This is a genomic window from Azospirillum brasilense, from assembly GCF_008365405.1.
In the GTDB taxonomy this organism is placed as follows: domain Bacteria; phylum Pseudomonadota; class Alphaproteobacteria; order Azospirillales; family Azospirillaceae; genus Azospirillum; species Azospirillum brasilense_D.
The window spans coordinates 840,220-864,189 of record NZ_QOKV01000001.1 but is presented as its reverse complement, the minus strand read 5'-3'; the positions used below and the strand labels follow the sequence as shown (position 1 = coordinate 864,189).

The 23,970-nt window shown below is 67.3% G+C and carries 30 protein-coding genes and 1 tRNA gene; 7 read left to right on the top strand and 24 right to left on the bottom strand.

What is annotated here, in order from left to right:
- Positions 1 to 19: 19 nt before the first annotated feature.
- From DS837_RS04150 to DS837_RS04115, 8 genes are all read right to left on the bottom strand, one after another.
- A tRNA-Pro gene (locus DS837_RS04150) sits at positions 20 to 96 on the bottom strand.
- 85 nt (positions 97 to 181) lie between these two features.
- Positions 182 to 715, bottom strand: coding sequence for a MerR family transcriptional regulator (locus DS837_RS04145; RefSeq protein ID WP_149163537.1), 534 nt, complete (start codon positions 713 to 715; stop codon positions 182 to 184).
- Between the two features lie 40 nt (positions 716 to 755).
- On the bottom strand, positions 756 to 1,094 hold the full coding sequence (locus DS837_RS04140; protein ID WP_014240747.1) for an integration host factor subunit alpha: 339 nt from the start codon (positions 1,092 to 1,094) through the stop codon (positions 756 to 758).
- A gap of 138 nt (positions 1,095 to 1,232) precedes the next feature.
- Positions 1,233 to 2,204, bottom strand: coding sequence for a beta-ketoacyl-ACP synthase III (locus DS837_RS04135; protein ID WP_149163536.1), 972 nt, complete (start codon positions 2,202 to 2,204; stop codon positions 1,233 to 1,235).
- 4 nt (positions 2,205 to 2,208) lie between these two features.
- Positions 2,209 to 3,261 carry a phosphate acyltransferase PlsX gene (plsX, locus tag DS837_RS04130; protein WP_149163535.1) on the bottom strand — a complete coding sequence of 351 codons (1,053 nt, stop codon included), beginning with the start codon at positions 3,259 to 3,261 and terminating at the stop codon, positions 2,209 to 2,211.
- 49 nt (positions 3,262 to 3,310) lie between these two features.
- Positions 3,311 to 3,496 (bottom strand): 50S ribosomal protein L32, encoded by a 186-nt coding sequence (gene rpmF, locus DS837_RS04125; RefSeq protein ID WP_014240744.1) that lies wholly within the window; start codon positions 3,494 to 3,496, stop codon positions 3,311 to 3,313.
- Between the two features lie 105 nt (positions 3,497 to 3,601).
- Positions 3,602 to 4,210: a YceD family protein gene (locus DS837_RS04120; protein WP_149163534.1), complete on the bottom strand. Its 609-nt coding sequence runs from the start codon at positions 4,208 to 4,210 to the stop codon at positions 3,602 to 3,604.
- A 132-nt stretch (positions 4,211 to 4,342) separates the two neighbouring features.
- Entirely contained in the window at positions 4,343 to 4,900 is a 558-nt protein-coding gene (locus DS837_RS04115) for a ubiquinol-cytochrome C chaperone family protein (RefSeq protein ID WP_149163533.1), read from the bottom strand.
- Positions 4,901 to 5,029: 129 nt separating this feature from the next.
- On the opposite strand from DS837_RS04115, the gene DS837_RS04110 reads away from it, so the two are divergent.
- A complete protein-coding gene (locus DS837_RS04110) occupies positions 5,030 to 5,497 on the top strand; it encodes an outer membrane protein assembly factor BamE (RefSeq protein WP_149163532.1) in 468 nt (155 codons plus the stop codon).
- Positions 5,498 to 5,582: 85 nt separating this feature from the next.
- On the opposite strand, the gene DS837_RS04105 is transcribed toward DS837_RS04110, so the two are convergent.
- The 11 genes from DS837_RS04105 to rpiB all read right to left on the bottom strand — a co-directional run bounded on the left by DS837_RS04105 (position 5,583) and on the right by rpiB (position 15,796).
- Complete coding sequence (locus tag DS837_RS04105; protein ID WP_149163531.1) at positions 5,583 to 7,685, bottom strand: sodium-translocating pyrophosphatase; 2,103 nt, start codon at positions 7,683 to 7,685, stop codon at positions 5,583 to 5,585.
- Positions 7,686 to 7,890: 205 nt separating this feature from the next.
- Complete coding sequence (locus tag DS837_RS04100; RefSeq protein WP_149163530.1) at positions 7,891 to 8,355, bottom strand: hypothetical protein; 465 nt, start codon at positions 8,353 to 8,355, stop codon at positions 7,891 to 7,893.
- A 99-nt stretch (positions 8,356 to 8,454) separates the two neighbouring features.
- Complete coding sequence (thiL, locus tag DS837_RS04095; RefSeq protein ID WP_149163529.1) at positions 8,455 to 9,474, bottom strand: thiamine-phosphate kinase; 1,020 nt, start codon at positions 9,472 to 9,474, stop codon at positions 8,455 to 8,457.
- Complete coding sequence (gene nusB, locus DS837_RS04090) at positions 9,452 to 10,024, bottom strand: transcription antitermination factor NusB (protein ID WP_149163528.1); 573 nt, start codon at positions 10,022 to 10,024, stop codon at positions 9,452 to 9,454. The genes thiL and nusB overlap by 23 nt, the downstream gene beginning before the upstream one ends.
- 33 nt (positions 10,025 to 10,057) lie before the next feature.
- Positions 10,058 to 10,522, bottom strand: a complete 465-nt coding sequence (locus DS837_RS04085) for a 6,7-dimethyl-8-ribityllumazine synthase (RefSeq protein WP_014240735.1) — start codon at positions 10,520 to 10,522, stop codon at positions 10,058 to 10,060.
- Between the two features lie 21 nt (positions 10,523 to 10,543).
- Positions 10,544 to 11,668 (bottom strand): 3,4-dihydroxy-2-butanone-4-phosphate synthase, encoded by a 1,125-nt coding sequence (ribB, locus tag DS837_RS04080; RefSeq protein ID WP_149163527.1) that lies wholly within the window; start codon positions 11,666 to 11,668, stop codon positions 10,544 to 10,546.
- Entirely contained in the window at positions 11,665 to 12,252 is a 588-nt protein-coding gene (locus DS837_RS04075; RefSeq protein ID WP_014240733.1) for a riboflavin synthase, read from the bottom strand. The genes ribB and DS837_RS04075 overlap by 4 nt, the downstream gene beginning before the upstream one ends.
- 113 nt (positions 12,253 to 12,365) lie before the next feature.
- On the bottom strand, positions 12,366 to 13,484 hold the full coding sequence (ribD, locus tag DS837_RS04070; protein ID WP_149163526.1) for a bifunctional diaminohydroxyphosphoribosylaminopyrimidine deaminase/5-amino-6-(5-phosphoribosylamino)uracil reductase RibD: 1,119 nt from the start codon (positions 13,482 to 13,484) through the stop codon (positions 12,366 to 12,368).
- A gap of 17 nt (positions 13,485 to 13,501) precedes the next feature.
- Positions 13,502 to 13,966 (bottom strand): transcriptional regulator NrdR, encoded by a 465-nt coding sequence (gene nrdR / locus DS837_RS04065; protein ID WP_014240731.1) that lies wholly within the window; start codon positions 13,964 to 13,966, stop codon positions 13,502 to 13,504.
- A gap of 33 nt (positions 13,967 to 13,999) precedes the next feature.
- The gene (gene glyA / locus DS837_RS04060) at positions 14,000 to 15,310 is read right to left on the bottom strand and encodes a serine hydroxymethyltransferase (RefSeq protein WP_145625939.1); all 1,311 of its coding nucleotides are present in this window, start codon (positions 15,308 to 15,310) and stop codon (positions 14,000 to 14,002) included.
- Between the two features lie 54 nt (positions 15,311 to 15,364).
- Positions 15,365 to 15,796, bottom strand: coding sequence for a ribose 5-phosphate isomerase B (gene rpiB / locus DS837_RS04055; protein WP_149163525.1), 432 nt, complete (start codon positions 15,794 to 15,796; stop codon positions 15,365 to 15,367).
- A 539-nt stretch (positions 15,797 to 16,335) separates the two neighbouring features.
- Here rpiB and DS837_RS04050 point away from each other — a divergent pair.
- Complete coding sequence (locus tag DS837_RS04050; protein ID WP_014240726.1) at positions 16,336 to 16,779, top strand: Ros/MucR family transcriptional regulator; 444 nt, start codon at positions 16,336 to 16,338, stop codon at positions 16,777 to 16,779.
- Positions 16,780 to 16,923: 144 nt separating this feature from the next.
- Here the strand turns inward: DS837_RS04050 and DS837_RS04045 are convergent, their stop codons facing one another.
- Together DS837_RS04045 and DS837_RS04040 are read right to left on the bottom strand one after the other, a co-directional pair.
- The gene (locus tag DS837_RS04045) at positions 16,924 to 17,235 is read right to left on the bottom strand and encodes a hypothetical protein (protein WP_247889750.1); all 312 of its coding nucleotides are present in this window, start codon (positions 17,233 to 17,235) and stop codon (positions 16,924 to 16,926) included.
- Positions 17,236 to 17,563: 328 nt separating this feature from the next.
- On the bottom strand, positions 17,564 to 17,806 hold the full coding sequence (locus DS837_RS04040) for a DUF6898 family protein (RefSeq protein WP_149163524.1): 243 nt from the start codon (positions 17,804 to 17,806) through the stop codon (positions 17,564 to 17,566).
- 127 nt (positions 17,807 to 17,933) lie between these two features.
- Here DS837_RS04040 and DS837_RS04035 point away from each other — a divergent pair, with 127 nt between their 5' ends.
- The 5 genes from DS837_RS04035 (at position 17,934) to DS837_RS04015 (ending at position 20,400) form a co-directional block, all read left to right on the top strand.
- Entirely contained in the window at positions 17,934 to 18,446 is a 513-nt protein-coding gene (locus tag DS837_RS04035) for a YciE/YciF ferroxidase family protein (RefSeq protein ID WP_149163523.1), read from the top strand.
- Positions 18,447 to 18,559: 113 nt separating this feature from the next.
- Positions 18,560 to 18,982, top strand: coding sequence for a hypothetical protein (locus tag DS837_RS04030; RefSeq protein WP_149163522.1), 423 nt, complete (start codon positions 18,560 to 18,562; stop codon positions 18,980 to 18,982).
- 79 nt (positions 18,983 to 19,061) lie between these two features.
- Positions 19,062 to 19,481, top strand: coding sequence for a hypothetical protein (locus tag DS837_RS04025; protein WP_149163521.1), 420 nt, complete (start codon positions 19,062 to 19,064; stop codon positions 19,479 to 19,481).
- Positions 19,478 to 19,942 carry a DUF488 domain-containing protein gene (locus DS837_RS04020; RefSeq protein WP_149163520.1) on the top strand — a complete coding sequence of 155 codons (465 nt, stop codon included), beginning with the start codon at positions 19,478 to 19,480 and terminating at the stop codon, positions 19,940 to 19,942. The genes DS837_RS04025 and DS837_RS04020 overlap by 4 nt, the downstream gene beginning before the upstream one ends.
- Positions 19,943 to 19,950: 8 nt before the next feature.
- The gene (locus DS837_RS04015) at positions 19,951 to 20,400 is read left to right on the top strand and encodes a GNAT family N-acetyltransferase (protein ID WP_149163519.1); all 450 of its coding nucleotides are present in this window, start codon (positions 19,951 to 19,953) and stop codon (positions 20,398 to 20,400) included.
- Between the two features lie 15 nt (positions 20,401 to 20,415).
- On the opposite strand, the gene DS837_RS04010 is transcribed toward DS837_RS04015, so the two are convergent.
- From DS837_RS04010 to DS837_RS04000, 3 genes are all read right to left on the bottom strand, one after another.
- Complete coding sequence (locus DS837_RS04010; protein WP_149163518.1) at positions 20,416 to 21,189, bottom strand: hypothetical protein; 774 nt, start codon at positions 21,187 to 21,189, stop codon at positions 20,416 to 20,418.
- 135 nt (positions 21,190 to 21,324) lie between these two features.
- The gene (locus tag DS837_RS04005) at positions 21,325 to 22,902 is read right to left on the bottom strand and encodes a cisplatin damage response ATP-dependent DNA ligase (protein WP_149163517.1); all 1,578 of its coding nucleotides are present in this window, start codon (positions 22,900 to 22,902) and stop codon (positions 21,325 to 21,327) included.
- Entirely contained in the window at positions 22,899 to 23,888 is a 990-nt protein-coding gene (locus DS837_RS04000; protein ID WP_149163516.1) for a ligase-associated DNA damage response exonuclease, read from the bottom strand. Before DS837_RS04000 ends, DS837_RS04005 begins: the two co-directional genes overlap by 4 nt.
- Positions 23,889 to 23,970 lie beyond the last annotated feature (82 nt).

The window sequence follows — 23,970 nt, the reverse complement described above, 5'->3', positions numbered from 1 at the left end:
TTTTCATCTTCCGGAACATTGGTCGGAGCGACAGGATTTGAACCTGCGACCCCCAGACCCCCAGTCTGATGCGCTACCAGGCTGCGCTACGCTCCGTTCGACGGACCGCCCTTCGTTCCGGAAGGGAGCGGGACTATAGCCGGGACCTTGGTCCAACGCAAGCGCTACAGTTCACTTTTTTTCACGCTTCTCGAATTTCTTTCTCTTCTCCCACCGCGAGCAGAAGACGCGCCTCCCTCAACTCATCGATGGCCTGCGCGATGGCCTGCCGGATGGTGTCCGACAGGCCGTCGAGCGCAATGATCGGAGCATTCACCGCCACGACGTCCAGAGCCCCGCGCACCTCATCCGAAGCGGGCTCAGGAGCGGCCGGCTCTAAGCGAACCGGCTCCAAGCGAACCGGCTCAAGGGGGAGCGGTTCATCCGCCTCCGCCCTCCGGGCGTCCGGATCGTCGTCCACCTTCCCGTCCTTCAGTAGGCGCTGGACACCCTTGATCGTGTAGCCTTCGCCATACAGCAGGTTCTGAATCTGCCGCAGCAGGTCCACGTCTTCCGGGCGGTAGTAGCGCCGCCCTCCACCGCGCTTGAGCGGGCGGAGTTGCGGGAACTTGCCCTCCCAGAAACGCAGCACATGCTGCGGCACGTCCAGGTCGGACGACACCTCGCTGATCGTGCGGAACGCCGTGGCGGACTTCGTGGTGCCGCGCGCCTTCATATCCGGGAAACCCTTGTTGTCGGCCGGTTCGTGCGGCGGATCAGGAGACCGCCTTCACACGCTGCGCCTCGGCTTCCTCCGCCTCCACGACCTCGTTGATGCGGTTCTTCAGGACGTGGCTCGCCCGGAAGACCAGGACGCGCCTGGGCAGGATCGGAACCTCTTCGCCGGTCTTCGGGTTGCGGCCGACCCGCTGCCCCTTCTGCCGGATCTGGAAACTGCCGAAGGACGAGATCTTGACCATCTCGCCGCGGGCCAGGGCGTCGGAGATCTCCTCCAGAACGCTTTCGACCAGATCGGCGGATTCGTTGCGCGACAGGCCGACCTCTTGATAGACCGCTTCGCTGAGCTGCGCGCGGGTGACGGTGTTCTGTGACATGGTTCGCTTCCCCCCCGAAACCATAGGGGAAAAACCGTAATCCGGGGAAAGAACCCGGTCAATTCAAAAGCTTGGATCGCGTCGTTGTGAGCGGCGCAGCAAACGCACCCGTGCGGGGAAGCGAAGCGGGTGCGCCGCTTACCAGCGCACCATCGCGGCACCCCAGGTCAGGCCACCACCGATGGCTTCCATGAGGATCAGGTCGCCACGCTTCACGCGGCCGTCGTGCACCGCTTCGCACAGCGCCAGCGGGATCGAGGCGGCGGAGGTGTTGCCGTGGCGGTCCACCGTCAGCACGACCTTGTCGGTCGGCAGCTTGAGCTTGCGGGCGATGCCGTCGATGATCCGCTGGTTGGCCTGGTGCGGCACCAGCCAGTCCACCGCCGACGGCTCCAGACCGTTGGCGGCCAGAGCCTCCTCGACGACCGAGGACAACTTGCTGACGGCGTGGCGGAACACGTCCTGGCCGTTCATCCGCACATGACCGGCCGTGCCGGTGGTGGACGGGCCGCCATCGACGTAGAGCAGCCCGTACTGGGCGCCGTCCGAATGCAGGTGGGTGGACAGCACGCCGCGGTCCGCCGACGTCCCGGCGGCGTCGTAGCCGTCCATCACCACGGCCCCGGCGCCGTCGCCGAACAGGACGCAGGTGGTGCGGTCCTTCCAGTCGAGCAGGCGGGAGAAGGTTTCCGCACCGATGACCAGGGCCCGGTTGGCCTGCCCGATGCGGATGAAGTTGTCGGCGATCGACATGGCGTAGACGAAGCCGGCGCACACCGCCTGGATGTCCAACGCGAAGCCCTTGGTCCCCAGCGCCGCCTGCACCTTCGTCGCGGTTGCGGGGAAGGTGTTGTCTGGAGTCGTTGTCGCCAGCACGATGCAGTCGATGCTGGCGGCGTCCACCCCAGCATGCTCCAGCGCGCGGGTCGCCGCGGCAATGGCGAGGTCGGAGGTCAGTTCCCCGTCGGCGGCGATGTGCCGCGACCTGATGCCGGTACGCTGGACGATCCACTCGTCCGAGGTGTCCACACGGGCTTCGAGGTCGCGATTCGTGACGACGTTGGCCGGGAGGTAGGAACCGCAGCCGAGAATCCGGGAACGCTTGACCATGATGTTAGACCGCCGCCGCCTTCGTGTCGGGAAGAGGCTTGGCGTCGGCAAGACGCTGCATCTCTTCCTTGATTCGGTCGTTGAAACCGTTTGCCGCCAGATTGTAGGCCACACCGATGGCGTTGGCGAACCCGATGGCGTCGGTGCCCCCGTGGCTCTTCACGCAGACGCCGCGCAGGCCCAGGAACATGGCGCCGTTGTAGCGGCGCGGATCGGTGCGCTGCTTCAACCGCTTGAAGGCCCCGCGGGCCAGCAGGTAGCCGAGACGCGCCGTCCAGGAGGACTGGAACGTCCGGCGCAGGAACTCCGTGAAGAGCTTTGCCGTGCCTTCGGCGGTCTTCAGGGCGACGTTGCCGGTGAAACCGTCGGTGACGATCACGTCCACCGTGCCGGTGGCGATGTCGTTGCCCTCGACGAATCCGTGGAAACGTCCGGGCAGCGGCATCTCGCGCAGACGGGTCGCGGCGGCGCGCACCACCTCGTTCCCCTTCACCTCTTCCGAACCGATGTTCAACACGCCGATGGTCGGCTCGGACAGGTTCAGCGCCGTGCGCGCGAAGACCGCGCCCATCACGGCGAACTGCACGAGATTCTCGGGCTGGCATTCGGTGTTGGCGCCGAGGTCGAGCATGACGCTCTCCCCGCGCAGGGTCGGGAAGAAGGAGGCGATGGCCGGACGGTCGATGCCGGGAATCGTCTTCAACACGAACTTCGCCATGGCCATGAGCGCGCCGGTGTTGCCAGCGGACACCACGCAGGCGGCTTGCCCGCTCGCCACCGAATCGATGGCGAGACGCATGCTCGACTGGCGCCCGGCGCGCAACGCGACCGACGGCTTGGCGTCGCCGGCCACGGCGTCCGGGGTGTGGCGCACCTCGGCCACCGCTCTCAAGGCGGGCCGCTGCGCGAGCAGCGGCTCGATGCGGGCGGTGTCCCCGAACAGCAGGTAATGCACCTGCGGGTGACGCTCGCGGGCGATATCCGCCCCGGCAATCACCATGTCGGGTCCTTTGTCACCGCCCATGGCATCAAGGGCAATGGTCAGGCGCTGGCTCACCGCGGACAGGCTCCCTGGCTAGGACGTAGGGCGGCCAACCAAACCGCCATCAGGCCGCCGGAGCGCTCTGAACCACTTCGCGCTGGTCGTAGTGACCGCAAGAGCCGCAGACATGGTGCGGGCGCTTCAGCTCGCCGCAGTTCGAGCACTCGGCGTAGGACGAGGTCGGGAGAGCGTGGTGCGAGCGACGCATGTTGCGGCGCGACTTGGAGGTCTTCTTCTTCGGAACAGCCATGGCCGTAAACTCTCTTCATTGTAAAAGGCGGCCCGAAGAGGGGCCGCCTGACGCGAGCGGCATTCAATACGGCAATTGCCCCCGAAGGGCAAGCCCGTTCCGCCCTCAATTCTGTCGTTTCAGACGTTCCAGCGCGGCGAACGGGTTCGGCTTCTCCGGATCGGCGCCGGCATCATCATCGGCGGGGGCCATGCCCTCCTCCTCCTCTTCGCCTTCGCTGTATCCGTCGAACGCCACGCCTTCTGCATGAGGATAGGGGTCGAGCGCCAGGGACAAATGCTGGGCGGTCAGTTCGCCGATGTCGATGCGTCCGTTGGTCATCGCCTCCGGAATGTCCTCCTCGGCGACGTTCGGGTCGATCTCGATCTCGTCCTCCTCGCCGGGGACCATCGACTCCGGCGCAAACAGCGCGCCGAAGCGCTCGGAAACCTCGGCGGGCACCGGCTCCAGCGTGATGACGCAGGTCTGCACCACGTCGGCCTCCAGTTCCCCCTCCACGCGCACCATCTGGCCGCCGCGCACGGAGCGCAGGCGGATCCGGGCGGTCAGCCGCCCGATTCCCTCCAGTTCGAAGCGCTCGGCCAGCGCCTTGCGCTCGGCCTCTGTCGCCTCGATGGTTTCGACCAGATCGCCCTCGCGGTGGACGGCGTCGGCGCGGACGATGCGCGAGAATTCCGGCGCGGGGCCGGCGGTGAGCGGGGGCGTGTTGCGCATGTCAGGCAGTTCCTTGTCACAGCGTCCGTTCTGGAACGGACGCCTTCGTCTCAGTGTCAGATGAATTCGGACGCCGGGAAAGGCAAGTCCAATTGGCGCATCCAATAGTAAGGAGAGACCCGATGGGTGCGATCAGCCGGCGCCGGGCGGCAAACCGAAGCGGACCTCTCCGGCCATGAGCGACTCCAGCGGTTGCCTCTCCAGCCCGGCGGCTTCACGCCGGACATAGGCCGCCAGGACGGCCAGCCGCTGCGGCGGCACCTCCGATGCGGTGCCATAGACGTTGTTGTCGAGCGCCACCTGCAACGCCGCGTCGCCCTCGTCACCGTCTTCGGCGGCGAGCGCGCGGTCGTAGACCTCGATCCGGCCGGCGATGCCGCGCGCCATGGTCTTGATGCGCCGCCCGACTCCGCTGTCGCCCACCCCCTGCTCCATCAGCGATTTCTCGAAATGGTCGATCATCGCTTCGAAGAGAAGGCGTGAGCGGTCCGCGGCGGCGGCCCCCTGCCCCTTCAGGCGGCGCATCACCAAGAAGACGTGAAGCACCACCATGTCGAAACGCCCGTCCAGCGTGTCGGGAACGCCAAGGTCACGGTAGAAGGCCGGCTGGCGGGCCTGCGCCGCGATGGTGAGATAGAAATCGGCGACGGCGCGGGCTTCACGCCGGCGCCGGAACAAGCGGTCAAGCACGGTTTCTCTCTCGCTCGGAGTTTCGTTGACAGGACAAACCGCGCGATGCGATTGTCCCGGCATTGCGGGCGGAGTCCGGCCTGCCGCAAGGGTCCGGCGGTCCGCCCGCGCCATCATAGCCTGAGCACCATGACGAGATCGATTCCTTCGGCGCTGTGCGCCTTCGCCTTTCTGGGTCTCGCCGTCTCCGCGTGCTCGCCCACCGTGGCGACCCGCGGCAACATGGCGGACCCCGACCGCATCGCCGAGATCAAGGCCGGCCAGTCGCGGCGGGAGGATGTGGCGGACATCCTCGGCACGCCGACCTCCGTGGGAACCTTCGACCAGAATGTCTGGTACTACATCGGTCAGAAGACGGAGAAGGTCGCCTTCTTCCAGCCGAGCGTGATGGAGCGCCGCGTCGTCGTCGTCCATTTCGACGATGGAGGCGTGGTGACGGAGATGAAACAGCTCGACGCCACCGACGGTCAGCAGATCGACATCGTCGATCGCAGCACCCCCACCGCCGGACGCGAGATGAGCTTCCTGGAACAGATGCTCGGCAACGTCGGACGCTTCTCCGCCAAGGATTCGCGCAACCGCGGCCCCGGCCGCTGACGCCAACCGGCACGCTGAGACATGAAAAGCCCCGCTTCCGCGGGGCTTTTCTTTTGGCGCCGATCCGGGATCAGCCGATCCCCTGTCAACCAATCTGGGCGAGGATCGCCAGCAGCAGGATCGCCACGATGTTGGTGATCTTGATCATCGGGTTGACCGCCGGGCCGGCGGTGTCCTTGTACGGGTCGCCGACGGTGTCGCCGGTGACCGCCGCCTTGTGCGCGTCGGATCCCTTGCCGCCGTGGTTCCCCTCCTCGATGTACTTCTTGGCATTATCCCAGGCGCCGCCGCCCGAGGTCATCGAGATGGCGACGAAGATCCCCGTCACGATGGTGCCCAGCAGCATGGCGCCCAGAGCGGCGAAGGCCTGGGCCTGACCGGCGATGGCGGCGATGACGATGTACAGGACCACCGGCGCCAGCACCGGCAGCAGCGACGGAATGATCATTTCCTTGATCGCGGCGCGGGTCAGCATGTCGACGGCGCGGCCATAGTCGGGTTTCGCGGTGCCCTCCATGATGCCGCTGATCTCGCGGAACTGGCGGCGCACCTCCACCACCACCGAACCGGCGGCGCGCCCGACCGCGGTCATGCCCATCGCCCCGAACAGGTAGGGCAGCAGGCCGCCGATCAGCAGCCCGACGACCACATAGGGATCATCCAGCCGGAACTCGACCGCCACGTTCGGGAAATAGTGTTTCAGATCCTGCACATAGGCGGCGAACAGCACCAGCGCGGCGAGGCCGGCGGAGCCGATGGCGTAGCCCTTGGTCACCGCCTTGGTGGTGTTGCCGACGGCGTCCAGAGCGTCGGTCGTGACGCGGATGTCCTTCGGCATGTCGGCCATTTCAGCGATGCCGCCGGCGTTGTCGGTCACCGGGCCGTAGGCGTCGAGCGCCACCACCATGCCGGCCAGCGCGAGCATCGTGGTCGCGGCGATGCCGATCCCGAAGATGCCGGCCTGCCCGTAGGCGATGATGATGCCGACGCAGATGACCAGGACCGGAAGCGCCGTCGCCTCCATCGACACCGCCAGCCCCTGGATCACGTTGGTGCCATGCCCGGTCTCCGACGAGCGGGCGACGCTGCGCACCGGGCGGAAGGCGGTGGAGGTGTAATATTCGGTGATCCACACCAGCAGGCCGGTCACGCCCAGCCCGACCAGCGAGGAGACGAACAGGTTGCCGCCGGTCACATAGCCGCCGCCGTTCAGGGGAATCGGCCGGGTGAAGCCGAACATGATCGCGGTCACGATCAGGATGAGCACCAGCGAGATGCCTGCGGTGGCGGCCAAGCCCTTGTAGAGGGCGGCCATGATGTTGTTGTTGCTGCCCAGCTTCACGAAGAAGGTGCCGGCGACGGAGGCGGCGATGCAGACCGCGCCGATGACCAGCGGGTAGACGAGCAGCAGGCGGATCACCTCGCCCGAAAAGAAAATCGCCGCCAGCAGCATGGTGGCGACGATGGTGACGGCGTAGGTTTCGAAGAGGTCGGCGGCCATACCGGCGCAGTCGCCGACGTTGTCGCCCACATTGTCCGCGATCACCGCGGGGTTGCGGGGATCGTCCTCCGGGATGCCGGCCTCGACCTTGCCCACCAGATCGGCGCCGACGTCGGCCCCCTTGGTGAAGATGCCGCCGCCCAACCGCGCGAAGATGGAGATCAGCGAGGCGCCGAAGCTGAGGGCGACCAGGGCCTCCAGCACGGCGCGGACCTCGATCGGGTCGGTCACGCGGTAGATCATCGTCAGGATGCCGTAATAGACACCCACCCCCAGCAGACCCAGACCGACCACCAGCATGCCGGTGATCGCCCCCGCCTTGAAGGCGATGTCCAGCGCCGGGGCCAAGCCATGGGTCGCCGCCTGGGCCGTGCGCACGTTGGCCCGCACCGACACGTTCATCCCGATATAGCCGGCGGCCCCCGACAGGACCGAACCGATCAGGAAGCCGATCGCCACATGCAGGCCGAGGAAGGCGCCGAGGATGATGAGAAGAACCACGCCGGCGATGGCGATGGTGGTGTACTGGCGATTCAGATAGGCTCGGGCGCCCTCCTGCACGGCCGCAGCGATCTCCTGCATGCGGTCGGAACCGGCGGAGGCCGCCATGACTTGCTTGCCCGCGTAATACCCATACGCCAGGGCCAACAGGCCGCTGGCGATGATGATGACGAACGCTGCTGCCATCGGTTCCCCCAAATTCTTATGGTTTCGGGCCCGATTACCGCCTTGTCGTGAAAACGACCCGTACAAACGAAGGTGGATGACGGGCGAGTTGTTCCGAAAAAGGATGCCGAAGAGAATGGCACAATGCAACAGCCGCTGCGCTCGAATAGGCGCGGCGATTTGGCCGAGGCGCTCCTGACTTTTGGATAGGCTTTTTTCAGAACGGTTACAAATTGCGCTGTGTAACCACCTGAACAAGAACATTTTGCACCACACCCTCCCCCACGACTTTCGCGGCTGCGGCGGCAAGTTTTTCTTTTACGGCAATGATGTTGACCAAGTTGCCGGTCATCACCGACCGGTCGTCCACGGCCGCATAAAGGGCCGACAGGCAGCGGTCGTAGACGAGCGGCTGGCGGGCCTGAACATAGGGAACCTTGTCGAGAACCACCTCCAGCGTGACGACCACCGTCACGAACTGCTCGACCTTCTGCGTGCCGATGGCCGGAACGACAAAGGGAGCCATGCGGACGAAGCCGGTGGGCGGCTTGGGCGGCGGCTCCTCCTTCTTGGGGGCCGATTCCTCGTGCTCGACGAAATACTTGTTGTAGATCATCCAGCCGCCGAAGCCTGCGCCGCCCAGCAGCAGCAGGCCCAAAACCAGCAATATGACGGCCTTGATCACGCCCATCCTTTCCCGGAAACGGAACGGATCGAGCCTAGCGCCGCCCTGCTTTCGATTGCGTTAAGCGGAGTCGCGGGATGACGGTGCTAAGGAATGGCGATGCCGTCAGAAATGGTCCCAGCCGCGAGTCGGCAGGTCCAGAACCCGCCCCTGCGCATCGGTCACCGTGACGTCACCCACCGGTCCGTCCAACAGATGGCCGATGGCGGTCACCGGCACGCCGGTCTCCGCCGACAGGGCGGCGAGCGCCGGAGCGGCGCCCTCCGCCGCGGTGAAGAGCAGTTCGTAGTCGTCGCCGCCGGTCAGAGCCATGGCGAAGCGCACCGGATCGTCGCCGATCACCGTCCTTGCGGCGTCCGACAGAGGCACCCGCCCCGACTCCAGAACCGCGGCGCAGCCCGATTCCTCGCACAGATGGCCGAGATCCGCGACCAGACCGTCGGACACGTCGAGACAGCCGGTCGCCAGCCCGACCAGACGCGGACCCAGCGTGGTCCGCGGATCGGGCCGCCGCAGGCGCCCCAGCAGCACAGCGCGTGCCGAGTCGTCGGTCACCTCCAGCGTTCCGTAGGCGATCCGCAGGCCGAGCGCGGCGTCGCCGATGCTGCCGGTGACGTAGACGCGATCGCCGGGACGCCCGCCCCAACGCGGCACCGCCCCGCCCTTCGGCACCAGACCGAAGGCGGTCACCGACAAAGTGATGGGGCCGGTGGTCGAAACCGAGTCGCCACCCGCCAGAGCGATGCCGAACCGGGCCTGATCCTCCCCCAGACCGGCGGCGAAGCCGGCCAGCCAATCCTCCCCCACCGTCTTCGGCAGGGCGGTGACCAGGGTGTAGGCATAGGGGGCCGCCCCCATGGCGGCAAGGTCCGACAGGTTGGTGCGCAGCAGCTTCGCGGCGATGTCGCCGGGCGCGTCGTCGGGAAAGAAGTGGACGCCCGCCACCATGGCGTCCGTGGTGACGACCAGTTCCTGGTCCGGTGGAACGCCGAACACGGCGGCGTCGTCGGCAAGCCCGCGGGCGCCCGGAAAACCGGACGCCAGCGGCCTGAAATAGCGGTCGATCCGCCCGAACTCGCCGAGCGGCTTGCCGGTCTTTGCCCTAGCGGTCTGTGGGCTGGTCACGGCTGGGGTCCGGCTGGGCCAGTTCGTCCGGCCGCAGCGCGCGGGCCACATGGTCGAGCACGCCGTTCACCATGCCCGGCTCGCGCGCCGCGAAGAAGGCGTGCGCCACATCCACATACTCGCTGATGAGGATGCGCGGGTGCGTGTCGTTGTGGACGAACAGCTCGTAGGCACCGGCCCGCAGGATGGCGCGCATCAGCAGTTCCAGCCGGTCCAGCGCGTAGCGCGGCTCCAGCGCCGAGGCCAGCATGCCATCCACCTCCGTCCGGCGGTGCGCGGCGCCGCGGACGATGTCGGCGAACAGCTGCGGATCGGCGGAGACGAACTTCGCCCCGTCGATCTCCTCGCCCAGCCGGTGATTGATGAATTCCCCGATCACGGATTCCACGGCGATGCCGGTCGGTTCGATCTGGTTCAGGTCGATCTGGTACAGGGCCTGAACGGCGGCAAGGCGCGCGGCCTTGCGCCGGGCCTTGGCCGATCCGCCACCCGTCCGGTTCCGGGAGCCGCGCTTCTGTTTCGCGCGGCCAGCCGCGTCGTCGTTGCTCATGATGCTCAGTCTGTCAGGAATTGCACCGCGGGGTCACCGCGGATAGAGGCGGAATTGGCGCTTGAGTTCGATCATGTCAAGGCAGGCGCGCGCCGCGAAACCGCCCTTGTTCTTGGCCGTGACGGAGGCCCGCGCCCAAGCCTGCTCGCGGTTCTCCACGGTCAGCACGCCGTTGCCGATGGCCAGCGCGTAGCGCAGCGCGAGGTCCTGGAGACCGCGGGCGCTCTCGTTGCAGACGATGTCGTAATGGGTGGTCTCGCCACGGATCACGCAGCCCAGCCCGACATAGCCGTCGAAGCGCTTGCGCGCCGTGAAGAAGTCCATGGAGCGCAGGGCGTACAGGATCGCCGCCGGAATCTCCAGGCACCCCGGGACCGAGACGCGCTGGTAGGTGGCGCCCTCCTTCTCGATCTCGGCAATGGCGCCTTTCACCAGTTCGTCGGCGATATCCTCGTAGAAGCGGGCTTCCACGATCATCAGATGGGGCTTTTCGGTCATCTCGGGTCGCTCGGCTGACGGTTACTGGTCATGCAGGGGAATCGGGCGGTGGCCGAGCACGGTCAGGCCGTACCCCTCCAGCCCGATGATGGACTTCTTGCGGTTCGACAGCAGAACCATGTCGCGCACGCCCAGGTCCAGCAGGATCTGCGCGCCGACGCCATAATCCCGCAGGGCGGGGGTCGGGTTCTCGTGGCCTTCCAGCCGCGCCATCACCGATTCGGTCAGGCTGTTCGCCATCGGCTCGCGCAGCAGGACGATGACGCCGCGGCCTTCCCGCGCGATCATCTCCATGGAGGCCTGAAGCTCGCCGTCGCGCGCGGCGCTCTTGTCGCCCAGCACGTCGTCCAGCACCGACAGGGCGTGCATGCGCACCAGCACCGGCTCGTCGCCGGAAATGTCGCCGCGCACCAGCGCGATGTGCTCCGCGTAGGCCACCTTGTTGACGTAGACGTACATCTGGAAACGCCCGCCGAAGCGGCTGTCCAGCGTCGCCGCCAGCTTCTGCTCGACGATCGTCTCGGTGCGGCGGCGGTAGGCGATCAGGTCGGCGATGGTGCCCACCTTCAGCCCGTGGAACTGCGCGAACTTCACCAGATCCGGCAGGCGGGCCATGGTGCCGTCGTCGTTCATGATCTCGCAGATCACGCCCGCCGCGGACATCCCGGCCATGCGGGCGATGTCCACCGAGGCCTCCGTGTGGCCGGCGCGGACCAGCACGCCGCCGTCGCGGGCGAGCAGCGGGAAGACGTGGCCCGGCGTCACGATGGCGTCCGGCCCGGCCGCCGGGTCGATGGCGACCTGGATGGTGCGGGCGCGGTCGGCGGCCGAAATTCCGGTCGTCACACCCTCGCGCGCCTCGATGGAGACGGTGAAGGCGGTCTGGTGGCGGGTGCCGTTCTGCTGCGCCATCAGCGGCAGGCGCAGCCGCTCGATGTGGTGCTGGTCCATGGCGAGGCAGATCAGGCCGCGCCCGTACTTGGCCATGAAGTTCACGGCCTCGGGGGTCGCGCACTGGGCCGGGATGACCAGATCGCCTTCGTTCTCGCGGTCCTCGTCGTCGACGAGGATGAACATCTTGCCCTGACGCGCCTCCTCGAGGATCTCCTCGGGGCGCGACAGATACTCGTGAAACTCGGACGTCATTCCTGCCCTGCCAGCCGCGCCACATACCGCGCGAGCATATCGATTTCCAGGTTCACCCGGTCCCCGGCCTTCAGCGCGCCGAAGGTGGTCGCATCCTGGGTGTGCGGGATGATGTTCACGCCGAAGCGCGCGCCATCGACCTCGTTCACCGTCAGCGACACGCCGTCCAGCGCCACCGACCCCTTGGAGGCGATGTACTTCGCCAGGGTGGCCGGCGCCTCGAAGGTGAAGCGCTTCGACTCGCCGTCGGCGCGGACCTCCACGACGGTGGCGACGCCGTCGACATGGCCGGACACGATGTGCCCGCCCAGTTCGTCGCCGACCTTGAGCGCGCGCTCCAGATTGATGCGCGTGCCCTCGGCCCAGCCGCCCAGCGTCGTCTTCGACAGGGTCTCGGCGGAGGCCTGGACGGCAAACCAGCCCGGCCCCTTCTCGACCACGGTCAGGCAGACGCCGTTGTTGGCGATGGACGCGCCGATGGGAACCGTCTCCATAGCGAAGACGGTCTCGACGGTGAACCGGGTGTCGCCCTGCCGTTCCACGGCCCGAACGCGCCCAACATCGGTGATGATTCCGGTGAACATGGGCCGGCAATTTAGCAGGTTTTCAATCGTGTGAAAGATTCATCCGCACGGCGTGCCACGCAACGGACTGTTGCGCCCGGCACGGTGCCGGACGTCCTGCAAACCGGCGCCGCTCACCCCCGGCGGACGTAGCTTTCCACGAGGTCGTCCCCGGCCGGACGCAGGTCGGTGCGGCGGAACCGCGCCATGCGCTCCAGCCCGTCCACCCCGAAGGCGTGGACCGCCGGCAGCCCGTCGCCGCCCATGACCGAGGCCGCGCGGAACCACTCCAGCCGGTCCACCAGATTGGAACGCAGCAGCGAGGCCGCCAGCGTGGCGCCGCCCTCCACCAGCACGCGGGTCAGGCCGCGGCGGGCCAGGGCGACGCTCGCCTCGACCAGATCGGGCAGGCCGGCGGAGTCGGCGGGCACGCGGATCACCTCCAGTCCGCAGTCCTGGAAGACGGCCAGACGGCTGGGGTCGGCGTCCTCCCGCGTGACGACCCAGGTCGGCACGGACCGCGCGCCCGCGGCCAGCTTCCCGGTCAGCGGCAGGCGCAGCCGGCTGTCGACGACGATGCGCACGGGCGAACGATGGGCCAGCCCCGGCAGGCGGCAGGTGAGTTCCGGATCGTCGGCCAGGGCGGTGCGGATGCCGACCATGATCGCGTCGTGGGTGGCGCGCAGCCGGTGCCCCCAGGCCCGCGCCGTCGGACCGGTGATCCATTGCGACTGGCCGCTGTGGGTGGCGATGCGCCCGTCCAGCGTCGTCGCCGCCTTGAGTGTATAGAGTGGGCGTTCGTCCTGGATGCGCCGGAAGAAGCCCTCGTTGAGCGTCCAGGCCGCGTCCTCGCAGACGCCGGTGTCCACCGCGACCCCGGCGGCGCGCAGCCGCTCCAGCCCGCCGCCCGCCACCCGCGGGTCGGGATCGCCGCAGGCGACCACCACCCGCGCCACCCCGGCCTCGACCAGCGCCAGAGCGCAGGGCGGGGTTTTCCCGTAATGGTTGCAGGGCTCCAGGGTCACATAGGCGGTCGCGCCGTGGGCCGCGCCGCCGGCACGAGCCAGGGCCTCCGTCTCGGCATGGGGCCGTCCGCCCGGCTGGGTCCAGCCGCGCCCGACCACCACACCGTCGCGCACGATGACGCAGCCCACCGCCGGGTTCGGCCATGTGTTGCCGAGCCCGCGCGCCGCCAGGGCCAGGGCAGCCCGCATGTGGCGGACATCGTCGGGATGGATGGCTTGCTTCGCCATGGGCGCCGCCCGCCCCCTCACCCGTTCTGGGCTTCGGGGGCGAGCTGCTCGACGAACTCGTTGAAGTCCGACGCCTCGCGGAAGTCCTTGTAGACCGAGGCGTAGCGGATGTAGGCGACCTGATCGAGCGTCTGGAGCGCCACCATGATCATCTCGCCAATCTGCTTCGACGGGATCTCGCTCTCGCCGGAGGATTCGAGCTGGCGCACCAGACTGTTCACCACCCGGTCGATGCGGTCGGCGTCGATCGGGCGCTTGCGCAGGGCGATGCGCATGGAGCGCAGGAGCTTTTCGCGGTCGAAAGGCTCCCGCTGGCCGGTGCTCTTCACCACCGTCAGCTCACGGAGCTGAACGCGCTCGAAGGTGGTGAAGCGCGCGCTGCAACTGGGGCAGAACCGCCGTCTGCGGATCGCCGAGTTGTCCTCGGTCGGTCGCGAGTCCTTGACCTGGGTGTCCTCGTGTCCGCAGAACGGGCAGCGCATGTCCGGCCTTTCCCCTTTAGTCGGTCTTGATGATTACAGGGTCGGGTAGATGGGGAAGCGGCGGCACAGCTCGCGCACCTCCTCCCGCACCTTCGCCTCGACCGCCGCGTTGTCGCCGGAGTTGCTGGCGGCCAGACCGTCCAGCGTCTCGACGATCAGGCGGCCGACCTGCTCGAACTCGGCCACACCGAAGCCACGGGTGGTCGCCGCCGGGCTGCCCAGACGGACGCCGGAGGTGATCATCGGCTTCTGCGGGTCGAACGGCACGCCGTTCTTGTTGCAGGTCATGCCGGCGTGCTCCAGGCTCGCTTCGGCGGCCTTGCCGGTCAGGTTCTTCGGGCGCAGGTCGACCAGCACGATGTGGCTGTCGGTGCCGCCGGACACGATGTCCAGACCGCCCTCGATCAGCACCTTCGACAGGGCGCGGGCGTTGTCCAGGACGCTCTTGGCGTAGGCCTTGAACTCCGGACGCAGCGCCTCGGCGAAGGACACCGCCTTGGCGGCGATGACGTGCATCAGCGGGCCGCCCTGCAGGCCGGGGAACACCGCCGAGTTGATCTTCTTGGCGATCTCCTCGCTGTTGGTCAGCACCATGCCGCCGCGCGGGCCGCGCAGCGTCTTGTGGGTGGTGGTGGTGACCACGTCGGCGTAGGGGAACGGGTTCGGGTAGACGCCGCCGGCGATCAGGCCGGCATAGTGGGCGATGTCCACCATGAAGTAGGCGCCGACCTCGTCCGCGATGGCGCGGAAGCGCTGGTAGTCGAGGACGCGCGGATAGGCCGAACCACCGGCGATGATCAGCTTCGGCTTGTGTTCGCGGGCCAGACGCTCGACCTCGTCGAAGTCGATCAGGTGGTCGTCACGGCGCACGCCGTACTGCACGGCCTTGAACCACTTGCCCGACAGGTTCGGCGCAGCGCCATGGGTCAGGTGGCCGCCGGCCGCCAGCGACATGCCGAGGATGGTGTCACCCGGCTGGAGCAGGGCGAGGTTGACCGCCTGGTTGGCCTGTGACCCGGAGTTCGGCTGGACGTTGGCGAAGCCACAGCCGAACAGCTTGCAGGCGCGCTCGATCGCCAGCGTCTCGGCCACGTCCACATACTCGCAACCACCATAGTAACGCCGGCCCGGATAGCCTTCGGCGTACTTGTTCGTCATGACCGAGCCCTGGGCCTCCAGCACCGCCTGGGAGACGATGTTCTCGGACGCGATCAGCTCGATCTGCTCCTGCTGGCGGACCAGCTCGTCGCGCACCGCGCGGGCCAGTTCGGGATCGGTCTCGGCGAGCGAGGCGGCGAAGAAGCGGCCGATCTCGGCGCGGGGGTCGGCGTTGGTCACGGTCATGGCAGGGCAGGTCCTTGGTTCAGAAAGCAGTCACGGGCCGGATGAGAGGCCGTCTCATCCCATCTTGGCGATTCGCCGGCTGTGCCGCTCACCGCCTTCGAAATCGGTCGTCAGGAAGGCGTCCACGCAGTCCTTGGCGATCTCCGCGCCGATGGTGCGCGCGCCGAGCGCCACCACGTTCGCGTCGTTGTGCTGGCGCGCGAGGCGGGCGGTCGTCACGTCGTGCACCAGCGCCGCGCGGATGCCCGGATGGCGGTTCGCCGCGATGCTGATACCGATGCCGCTGCCGCAGATCAAAACGCCGCGCGCCGCGCGCTTGTCGTTGATGGCACTGGCCAGCGCCGTGGCGAAATCCGGATAATCCACCGATTCCGGACCGTTGCAGCCGAGGTCCAGCACCTCGTAGCCGTTGCCGGCCAGCCAGGAGGCGATCTGGGCCTTCATCTCGTACCCCGCGTGATCGGACGCGATCGCGATGGTGGTCATGAAAGAAAAACTCCGTGCACGAATACGAATGGCGCCGGCCCGGGGAGAAACACCCGGCGGGGACGGCGGCATGGCGCGCAAGCTACCAGATATCGCCCCGAACCGCCAGAAGGACACAACGCACAGGGGCTTTGCGCCGGACACAGAACCGCAAAAAGGGGGGAATGCCAGGCGTCGGCGCGGCGAAGGGAAGCGGATCGGCGATGCATGCCGAGAACAAATGTTTCTCTATTTCCCGCCACCGTTGACGTTAACGGCCAGTAAGCAGGTCGACCGATTCGGTCTCACACCACGAATCGGTCAGTTGCGGTGCCCGATTCCCATGGTCTTGCCTAGCTTCCCCGCACTAGACGATGCCTAAACGTGGGGCAGTGCAGCCGCAGCCCGGCCATTTCCTGCGACATCTGATTTGCCACGCCTTGTAACTTCATGCAGTTTGCAAATAACTTAATTCGCTCCTCTCGAAATTATATTGACACCCAAATCACGCTGTGCAACTTGGTTGCTAGGGACAAAATGAAAAATCAGGACTAATGGCAATGAGTGACCAGCTTCGCGCCGATGTGCCCGATAACGAGCTTCTGCGGATGACCGCGGACATCGTCTCCGCATATGTCAGCAAGAACGTTCTGCCGGCGCAGCAGATTCCCGAGGTGATCAACACGGTCTACTCGTCGCTGACCGGGCTGAACACGCAGCCCCGAGAAATTCCGTCGGAGCCCCTGAAGCCCGCCGTGCCGATCCGCAAGTCGGTGACGCCCGAATACATCGTCTGCCTGGAAGACGGCAAAAAGCTGAAGATGCTGAAGCGCCATCTGCGCTCCACCTACAACATGTCGCCGGACGAATACCGGGCGCGCTGGAGCCTGCCGCCGGATTATCCGATGGTTGCGCCGAACTACGCGGCGCAGCGCTCCGAGTTCGCGAAGCGGATCGGCCTCGGCCGCAGCTCCGGCCGCCAGACCCGCCGCAAGGCCGGCTGAGCGCCAGCACCGTCCTGAACGAACAGGGCCGGCCCCCCGCAAGGGAAGCCGGCCCTGTGTCGTTTCGCCTTCATGTCCCTGTCGGCCCTGGATCACTCGGACCGTGGCGCGGACGGGCTTTGCCGAACCCGCCGGCGCCGCTCCTCACCCACAGTTGCGGCCAGACAGGCGGCAATTGAATCGTTCCACGTTGCGAGTCAGCTCCTGCCCTGTGCTGGTGTTCTCCTCGTTCAGGCAGCGCAGATAGTCCATGGTCTTGTCCACGTACTCCTTCACCTCGAACTGGCAGCTGGCCATCTTGTCCGCGCTTACGAAGGTCGTGGTGTCGCCCATGCAAAGCGGAACGCCGGGCTTCGTGCAGATGATGGTGGTCTCCGACCATGCCGCCGGGCTTTGCAGCGCTACGGCCAGCACCAGCAGCGTGACCGCCGGCTTCAGGATATCTCTCAACAGCACGGGCATTCTCCGCAAGACCGTCACGCAACGCATTGCGATCGTCTCCCTCCGCATTCGGCCAGGACCACCGCACCTGGAAAGCACCGTCCAGGAAGCAGGGAGGTCCGTTCGTTCGTGGAAGGGGTTCTACAGGCGTTACATCCGATGCACCAGTGCCCACGGCGTGGCATAGGTCTAGAGTCGGATTTGAGCAGTTCACCCCCGGACCGGTTCCGCAGGTCCGGCACCGGGATGTCAGTGCTCACCATCAGCAGAAGCCAAGACTAGCCGCGCCCCCCGCCCCGCCGGGAGGGCGCGCTTCTTGGCGTCAGTATTCGCAAAAAGCCGATCAGCGTTTCACGGCGTCGCGCTTCATGACGAACTGGAGTTTGCTGATCGCGGTCCGCTTCAGCAGTTCCAGACTGCCGGTAGCCGGCCCGACGACCGACACCTCCGTCGCGGTGACGGGATCGATGGCCATCACCTTCAGATAGCTGCCGACCCTCTGGAACTCGAACAGCACCTCGCCGAGACCGCTTCCCGTGCCGTTTCCAGCGGTCTGGCCTTGTCCAGGCGCCCGATTGCCCACCATCGCATTTCTCCATCGCCGGCCTTCGCCGGTCCCGTTACCACCTTAGCACAGCGCAACCGTCCCGGAACCCCGTCTGCCACGTCCTGTTGTTGGCGGACGACGCACACAGCAAGGGAGTACCGGCACCATGGCTGCCAAGACCATGCAGGATCTGCTGATCGAAGAGCTTCGCGACATCTACCACGCCGAGAAGCAGCTCACCAAGGCGTTGCCGAAGCTGGCCAAGGCGGCGCATTCCGAGAAGCTCCGCGCGGCTTTCGAGTCCCACCTGGAAGAGACCCGCGGCCAGATCGAACGGCTGGAGCAGGTCTTCGAGGAGTTGGACACCCGCACCCGCGGCAAGCATTGCGACGCGATGGAGGGGCTGATCAGCGAAGCCCGCGAGATCATGGAGATGGGCCTCGCCCCGGAGGTGCAGGACGCCGCCCTGATCGCCGCCGCCCAGAAGGTGGAGCATTACGAGATCGCCAGCTACGGCACCGTCCACGCCTACGCCACCGCCTGCGGCCTCAGCAAGGTGGCGGAGTTGTTGGAACAGACTCTGAACGAAGAGAAGGAAACCGACAAGAAGCTGAACGTCCTGGCCATCAACGACGTCAACAAGAAGGCGATCCAGGCCAGCGGGCAGAAGGCGGCCTGACGACGGCGCGCCGGGTCATAAGCCGAATCTCTTGTTACAGCGGGGGCCATTGAAGGCGGGCGGGTGAGCGCCTACTATCGGGGTCACCCAATCGATTTTTCCGGTGCCCGTTTATGCGCAGGGTCGCGTCCTTCCTCGGTTGCCTTCTCATCGCCGCCACCGTCGCCGGTTCGGCCATGGTGGCTCGGGCGGCGGAGGGGCCGGCGGCCCTGCCACCCTCCGTCCGCATCAAGCCGGTGATGGTCCCCATCGTCACCCGCGGGCAGGTCGAGCGTTACACCCAGATCGAGGTGATGCTGGAGGTGGCGAACGCCACCCGGCTGGGTGAAGTCCAGGTCGCCATCCCGCGGCTGCACGACGCCACGCTGCGCGCCGTCTATCAGGGAATCGACGAGGGCTGGATCGTTCGCGGCAACATCGCCAACATGCCCGCCCTGCGCCGCAAGATCGACGAGGAAAGCGTCAAGCTGTTCGGCAAGGACGTGGTCAGCCGCATCCTCATCACCCCGCTCGCCCGGCAATCCTCCTTTCCCTGACCCCCTTCCCCGTTCCGGCGGTTGCCTCCCCGGCCGCTTCGCGGCAGCATGGCGGCCTGACCGGGAGGGAAACGCGAGAATGGCCGTGGTTTATGTGGCGCGCAGCGCCGCGCTGACGAAATGGGCGTCCGACGTCGGACAGGGAAAGCACATCTTCAAGCTGGGCGTTGCCGCCGACCAGGACGCCGCCAAAACCGCCATCGACGCCGGCTGGGCGGGCGAGAGCGATTGGCGCCTGATCCACAGCCGGGACGTGCCGGACCTCGAGGAGGACGCGGTGATCGAGCGCCTGATGCGCAAGGAAAAGGTCATCGATCCGACCTACTACCCGAAGCTGAAGGGCACCTCCGGAGTCTTCCGCATCACCCTGACCAACGTGCAGAACAGCCTTCTCGTCGCCAAGGCGATGTCCCCCGACGAGCCGCTGACCGACGTCAAGGTGAAGCCCAAGGACATCGCGGAGTACATGATCCGCAACGCCCTTCCCGCCCCGTCATGAGCATTCCGCCGCTGCTCTACACCATTGGTTACGAAGGCGCTTCCTTCGACTCCGTCCTGCGTGCATTGAAGGCGCGCGGGGTCGGGGTTCTGCTCGACGTGCGCGAACTGCCTCTGTCCCGCCGCGCCGGCTTCTCCAAGAGGCCGCTGTCCGCCGGTCTCGAGGAGGCCGGCATCGGCTACGTGCATCTGAAGGGGCTGGGCACGCCCAAGGAAGGACGCGTCGCCGCCCACCAGGGCGACCTGGACCGCTTCTGGTCGATCGTCGACGCGAAGATGCAAACGCCGGAAGCCGAGCACGACCTGAACCGCGCCGCCGCCCTGGCGCGGGAGCGCCCGGCCTGCCTGCTCTGCTTCGAGGCGTCGCCGCACCTCTGCCACCGGCTCCGCGTCGGCGAGAGTCTTCACAGCCGTTTCGGCTTCACGGTGGAGCATCTGAACCCCACCGACCTCTCCTTCTAGGGGCTGACATGCATTCCCGCTGGTACCGCTTCGCCGATCTGTCCGCCGGCACCTTCCACGACATGCTCCACCTGCGCCAGAGCGTGCTGGTGGTCGAGCAGGCCTCGCCCTTCCCCGACCTCGATGGACGCGACCCGGTGGCGCAGCATCTGGCGTTGTATGACGGCGATGCACCGACGCCGGTCGGCTACGCCCGCATCTTCGGCCCCGATGCGGAGACCGGCGCCACCTCCTTCGGGCGTCTGGCGGTCGCACCGGCGTGGCGCGGGAAGGCGCTGGGCCGCCGGCTGGTCGCCGAATGCCTGGAGCGGCTGGCCCGGGACTGGCCGGAGCACGACGTGCAGATCAGCGCGCAGCTTTACCTGGAAGGCTTCTACGGCGGCTTCGGCTTCAGGCGCGTCAGCGGCATCTACGACGATGTCGGCATCGACCACATCGACATGCGGCTGAGCCGATAGGGCTGAGAATTTTGCCTATTTCTTCGCTTCGGCCAGGATGTCGCCGGCCTCCTTTCGGATGACGTTGAGGTTCTTCAGCAGGATCGCCAGCGCCTGATCGTAGTTGAAGGCTTCCTCCGATTCGTCCGGAATGTCGGTGTCGTCGGCGGCGACCGAGACCTTGGCCTTCTTCTTCACGGTCGCGAAATACTCGCTGCCGGTCTTCTCGAACCCCTTGATGGCCTTTTGCAGGGCATCGACGTCGTTGGCCCGGGTGGCGGCGTCCAACGCCTTCGTCGCCTTCTCCAGTCCGCTCGAGGCCCGGAAGGCGAGCAGGAAGCCCTCGGCGGGCTTCTTCTTGCCGGTCAGCGCCTCAAACATCTTCTTGGCGGCGGTCCAATCGGCGAAGAAGGTGGTGGCGGGCATCTCCTTGCCGCTGCCGGCCTTCTCCAGCGTCTTCAGAGCGGACAGGCTTTCCAGCTGAGCCATCTGCTCGACGTTCATGGCGCCGCCCAGCATGTCGGCCGCCACCTCGACGGCGCCCTCGTTCTTCGCCTTCTGCGCCTTCACGATGACCGCGCTGAGCTTCGCCCGGAAAATCTTGGTCGCTTGGAGCAGGTCGGCCAGCGCTGCGCGCAGCGCCTTGGCATCGCCCGCCTTGTAGGCCTTGTCCCAGGCCGCGGCGGCCTTCTCGACGTCGCCGGACTTCTTCACCACCGCCAGGGCGTCGCCCGAGTTCGGGATCTTCTTCGCCTCGGCTTCGCACTTCGCCTTGTGTTTCTTGAATTCGGCAGCGGCGGCGAACGGCATGGTCAGGTCTCCGGCTTGATGTCTTCCATCCCGCTCGACCGCAGCGAACGGTTGCAGAAGACTAAGCGCCATCCCGCCGGCGTCAACGTGGACCCGGTTCAAAATGGAAGAAGCGCCCCCCTCGCTCCAACCACCCTACCCCACGACCATCGCCTGGAGCGTCTCCAGCCGGTCGGCCTCCGCCGCCGGCTTGTCCCAGCGGATGCGGTGGACGCGCGGGAAGCGCATCGCCAGACCGCTCTTGTGGCGGCTCGACGGGTGCACGCTGTCGAAGGCGACCTCCAGCACCAGCCCTGGCTCGACCTCGCGCACCGGGCCGTAGCGGCGGGTGGTGTGGTTGCGCACCCAGCGGTCGAGTTCCACCAGCTCCGCGTCGGTGAAGCCGAAATAGGCCTTGCCGACCGGCACCAGCTCCTCGCCGCGCCAGACGCCGAAGGTGAAGTCCGAATAATAGCTGGACCGCTTGCCGTGCCCGCGCTGGGCGTACATCAGCACGGTGTCGAGGGTCAGCGCCCCGCGCTTCCACTTGAACCAGGGCCCCTTGGGGCGCCCGGCGACGTAGACGCTGTCCTTGCGCTTCAGCATCAGCCCTTCGATGCTGTTCTCCCGGCTGCCCTCGCGCAGGCCCTTCAGCGCCTCCCAGCCTTCGAAGGGCACCAGCGGCGACAGGTCCATCCGCCGGGGCCGCACCGCGTCGTGCCAGCGCTCCAGCCGGGCGCGCCGCTCGGTAAAGGGCAGGCCGCGCAGGTCCTCCTCGCCGTCGAATAGCATATCGTAGAGCCGCACCCAGGCGGGAAACTCCTTGAGCATCGCGGCGGTCACCGTCTTGCGGTTCAGCCGCTGCTGGAGGTCGTTGAAGGGCGCGATCGCGCCCTCGTCGCGGGCCACCAGCAGCTCGCCGTCCAGCACGGCGTCGAAGGTCATGTGATCGGCGATGTCCGGAAAGGCGCCGGACACGTCGTCGCCGGTGCGGCTGTAGACGCGCCGCTCGCCGCCGCGGGCCGCCAGCTGCACGCGGATGCCGTCCCATTTCCATTCGGCGGCGTAGTCGGCCGGATCGAGCCCGGCCATATCCTCCTCTTCCAGGGGGTGCGAGAGCATCAGCGGGCGGAAGCCGGCGCCCTTCCCCGCCGCCGGCCGGTCGGACTTCCCCTCGAGCCAGGCGAACAGGTCGGCGTAGGGCGGGGTCAGCCCATGCCAGCACTCCTCGAGGTCGCCGAGATCGACCTTGCCCCACTCCGCCAGCGCCGTCTTGGCCAGCCGCGCCGACACGCCCACCCGCAGACTGCCGGTGATGAGCTTGAGCAGCGCGAAGCGGCCCGAGGACTCCAGCGTGTCGAGCCAACCCTCCACCATCCCCATCACCTGCCCGCGCTTGGCCGCGCGCAGCGTTTCCACCACCTCGGTCATGGAGGGCGGCAGGCTGTTCGCCCGCTCCGGACGCTCCGGCCAGATCAGCGCCACCGTCTCGGCGAGGTCGCCGACATAGTCGTAGGACAGGGCGAACAGTTCCGGATCGACGCGGGTGGCGACGAGCTGCCGGATGGCCGCCGGCTTGGCCTCGTGGAAGACCAGCGATTCCGTCAGCGCCGCCAGCGCCCAGCCGCGGTCGGGGTCCGGCGTGGTGGCGAAGAAGTCGGCCAGCAGGCGGATCTTGCCGTTGCGCGCCGGCATGAAGACCAGCCCGTCGATCAGCGCGGAGAAGTTCTTCACGCCCCTTCCTCCTCCTCGAAGCCGACCATGGCCAGGGCGCGGGCGCGGATGCCGCGCTGGGTGGCGTGGTGGACCAGCGCCTCCTCCCGGCCATGGGTCACCCAGACCTCGGGCGCCGCGACCTCGTCGAGCGTCTGGGTCAGCTCGTCCCAATCGGCGTGGTCGGAGATGACCAGCGGCAGTTCCACGCCGCGCTGGCGCGCCCGTTGGCGAACGCGCATCCAGCCGGAGGCCATCGCCACCACTGGGTCGGTCAGCCGCCGCGCCCAGCGGTCGGCCACCGCGCCCGGCGGGGCCAGCACCAGGGCGCCCTTCAGCTCCTCCTTCGCCGCGACGGTGGCCGGGCGAAGCTCCCCCAAGGGCACGCCGAAGCCCTCGTAGAGTTTGCAGATCGGCTCCAAGGCGCCGTGCAGGTAGATCGGCCGGTCATAGCCGGCGGCGCGCAGCAGCGAGATCACCCGCTGGCATTTGCCCAGCGCGTAGGCCCCGACGACGTGGCTGCGCTCCGGAAAGATCGACAGCGAGTGCAGCAACTTGTCGATCTCCCCCAGGTCCGGCGGATGGCGGAAGACCGGCAGGCCGAAAGTCGCCTCGGTGATGAAGACGTCGCAGGGCACCGGCTCGAACGGGGCACAGGTGCGGTCGAAGCGGCGCTTGTAGTCGCCGGACACCACCACCCGCGTGCCGGCATGCTCCAGCACCACCTGCGCGCTGCCCAGCACATGGCCGGCCGGGACCAGCCGCACCGTCACGTCGCCGATGCGGATCGCCTCGCCGTAGTCGAGCGTCTGCGCCGCCGCCCCCGCCCCCTCGCCCAGCCGTTGCCGCATGATGGCGAGCGTCCCGGCGGTGGCGAGCACATGGGCGTGGCCGGGCCGGGCGTGGTCCGAATGGCCGTGGGTGACGACCGCGCGTTCCACCGGACGCAGCGGGTCCACGTAAAAGCCGCCGGGCTCGACGTAGAGTCCCTCGGGGCAGACCTTCATCCAACGTTCGGCGGGGGAGCGGGCGGGGCTTTGTGCAGGCATGTGCTGCAATATAGGCCGTCCTCACGAAAGGACAAAATTC

What these genes read in the sequence shown, in the direction of transcription:
- DS837_RS04085 (WP_014240735.1), bottom strand. Translation starts at nt 10,522, where the DNA reads ATGACCGAAAAGCCCCATCTGATGATCGTGGAAGCCCGCTTCTACGAG.
- glyA (WP_145625939.1), bottom strand. Translation starts at nt 15,310, where the DNA reads ATGACCGTGACCAACGCCGACCCCCGCGCCGAGATCGGCCGCTTCTTC.
- DS837_RS04040 (WP_149163524.1), bottom strand. Translation starts at nt 17,806, where the DNA reads ATGGTGGGCAATCGGGCGCCTGGACAAGGCCAGACCGCTGGAAACGGC.
- DS837_RS04030 (WP_149163522.1), top strand. Translation starts at nt 18,560, where the DNA reads ATGCGCAGGGTCGCGTCCTTCCTCGGTTGCCTTCTCATCGCCGCCACC.
- DS837_RS04015 (WP_149163519.1), top strand. Translation starts at nt 19,951, where the DNA reads ATGCATTCCCGCTGGTACCGCTTCGCCGATCTGTCCGCCGGCACCTTC.
- DS837_RS04105 (WP_149163531.1), bottom strand. Translation starts at nt 7,685, where the DNA reads ATGGCAGCAGCGTTCGTCATCATCATCGCCAGCGGCCTGTTGGCCCTG.
- DS837_RS04100 (WP_149163530.1), bottom strand. Translation starts at nt 8,355, where the DNA reads ATGGGCGTGATCAAGGCCGTCATATTGCTGGTTTTGGGCCTGCTGCTG.
- rpiB (WP_149163525.1), bottom strand. Translation starts at nt 15,796, where the DNA reads ATGACCACCATCGCGATCGCGTCCGATCACGCGGGGTACGAGATGAAG.
- DS837_RS04145 (WP_149163537.1), bottom strand. Translation starts at nt 715, where the DNA reads ATGAAGGCGCGCGGCACCACGAAGTCCGCCACGGCGTTCCGCACGATC.
- DS837_RS04120 (WP_149163534.1), bottom strand. Translation starts at nt 4,210, where the DNA reads ATGCGCAACACGCCCCCGCTCACCGCCGGCCCCGCGCCGGAATTCTCG.
- DS837_RS04075 (WP_014240733.1), bottom strand. Translation starts at nt 12,252, where the DNA reads ATGTTCACCGGAATCATCACCGATGTTGGGCGCGTTCGGGCCGTGGAA.
- ribD (WP_149163526.1), bottom strand. Translation starts at nt 13,484, where the DNA reads ATGGCGAAGCAAGCCATCCATCCCGACGATGTCCGCCACATGCGGGCT.
- DS837_RS04140 (WP_014240747.1), bottom strand. Translation starts at nt 1,094, where the DNA reads ATGTCACAGAACACCGTCACCCGCGCGCAGCTCAGCGAAGCGGTCTAT.
- DS837_RS04020 (WP_149163520.1), top strand. Translation starts at nt 19,478, where the DNA reads ATGAGCATTCCGCCGCTGCTCTACACCATTGGTTACGAAGGCGCTTCC.
- ribB (WP_149163527.1), bottom strand. Translation starts at nt 11,668, where the DNA reads ATGACGTCCGAGTTTCACGAGTATCTGTCGCGCCCCGAGGAGATCCTC.
- DS837_RS04000 (WP_149163516.1), bottom strand. Translation starts at nt 23,888, where the DNA reads ATGAAGGTCTGCCCCGAGGGACTCTACGTCGAGCCCGGCGGCTTTTAC.
- nusB (WP_149163528.1), bottom strand. Translation starts at nt 10,024, where the DNA reads ATGAGCAACGACGACGCGGCTGGCCGCGCGAAACAGAAGCGCGGCTCC.
- DS837_RS04050 (WP_014240726.1), top strand. Translation starts at nt 16,336, where the DNA reads ATGAGTGACCAGCTTCGCGCCGATGTGCCCGATAACGAGCTTCTGCGG.
- DS837_RS04010 (WP_149163518.1), bottom strand. Translation starts at nt 21,189, where the DNA reads ATGCCGTTCGCCGCCGCTGCCGAATTCAAGAAACACAAGGCGAAGTGC.
- DS837_RS04025 (WP_149163521.1), top strand. Translation starts at nt 19,062, where the DNA reads ATGGCCGTGGTTTATGTGGCGCGCAGCGCCGCGCTGACGAAATGGGCG.
- nrdR (WP_014240731.1), bottom strand. Translation starts at nt 13,966, where the DNA reads ATGCGCTGCCCGTTCTGCGGACACGAGGACACCCAGGTCAAGGACTCG.
- DS837_RS04035 (WP_149163523.1), top strand. Translation starts at nt 17,934, where the DNA reads ATGGCTGCCAAGACCATGCAGGATCTGCTGATCGAAGAGCTTCGCGAC.
- DS837_RS04110 (WP_149163532.1), top strand. Translation starts at nt 5,030, where the DNA reads ATGACGAGATCGATTCCTTCGGCGCTGTGCGCCTTCGCCTTTCTGGGT.
- DS837_RS04135 (WP_149163536.1), bottom strand. Translation starts at nt 2,204, where the DNA reads ATGGTCAAGCGTTCCCGGATTCTCGGCTGCGGTTCCTACCTCCCGGCC.
- rpmF (WP_014240744.1), bottom strand. Translation starts at nt 3,496, where the DNA reads ATGGCTGTTCCGAAGAAGAAGACCTCCAAGTCGCGCCGCAACATGCGT.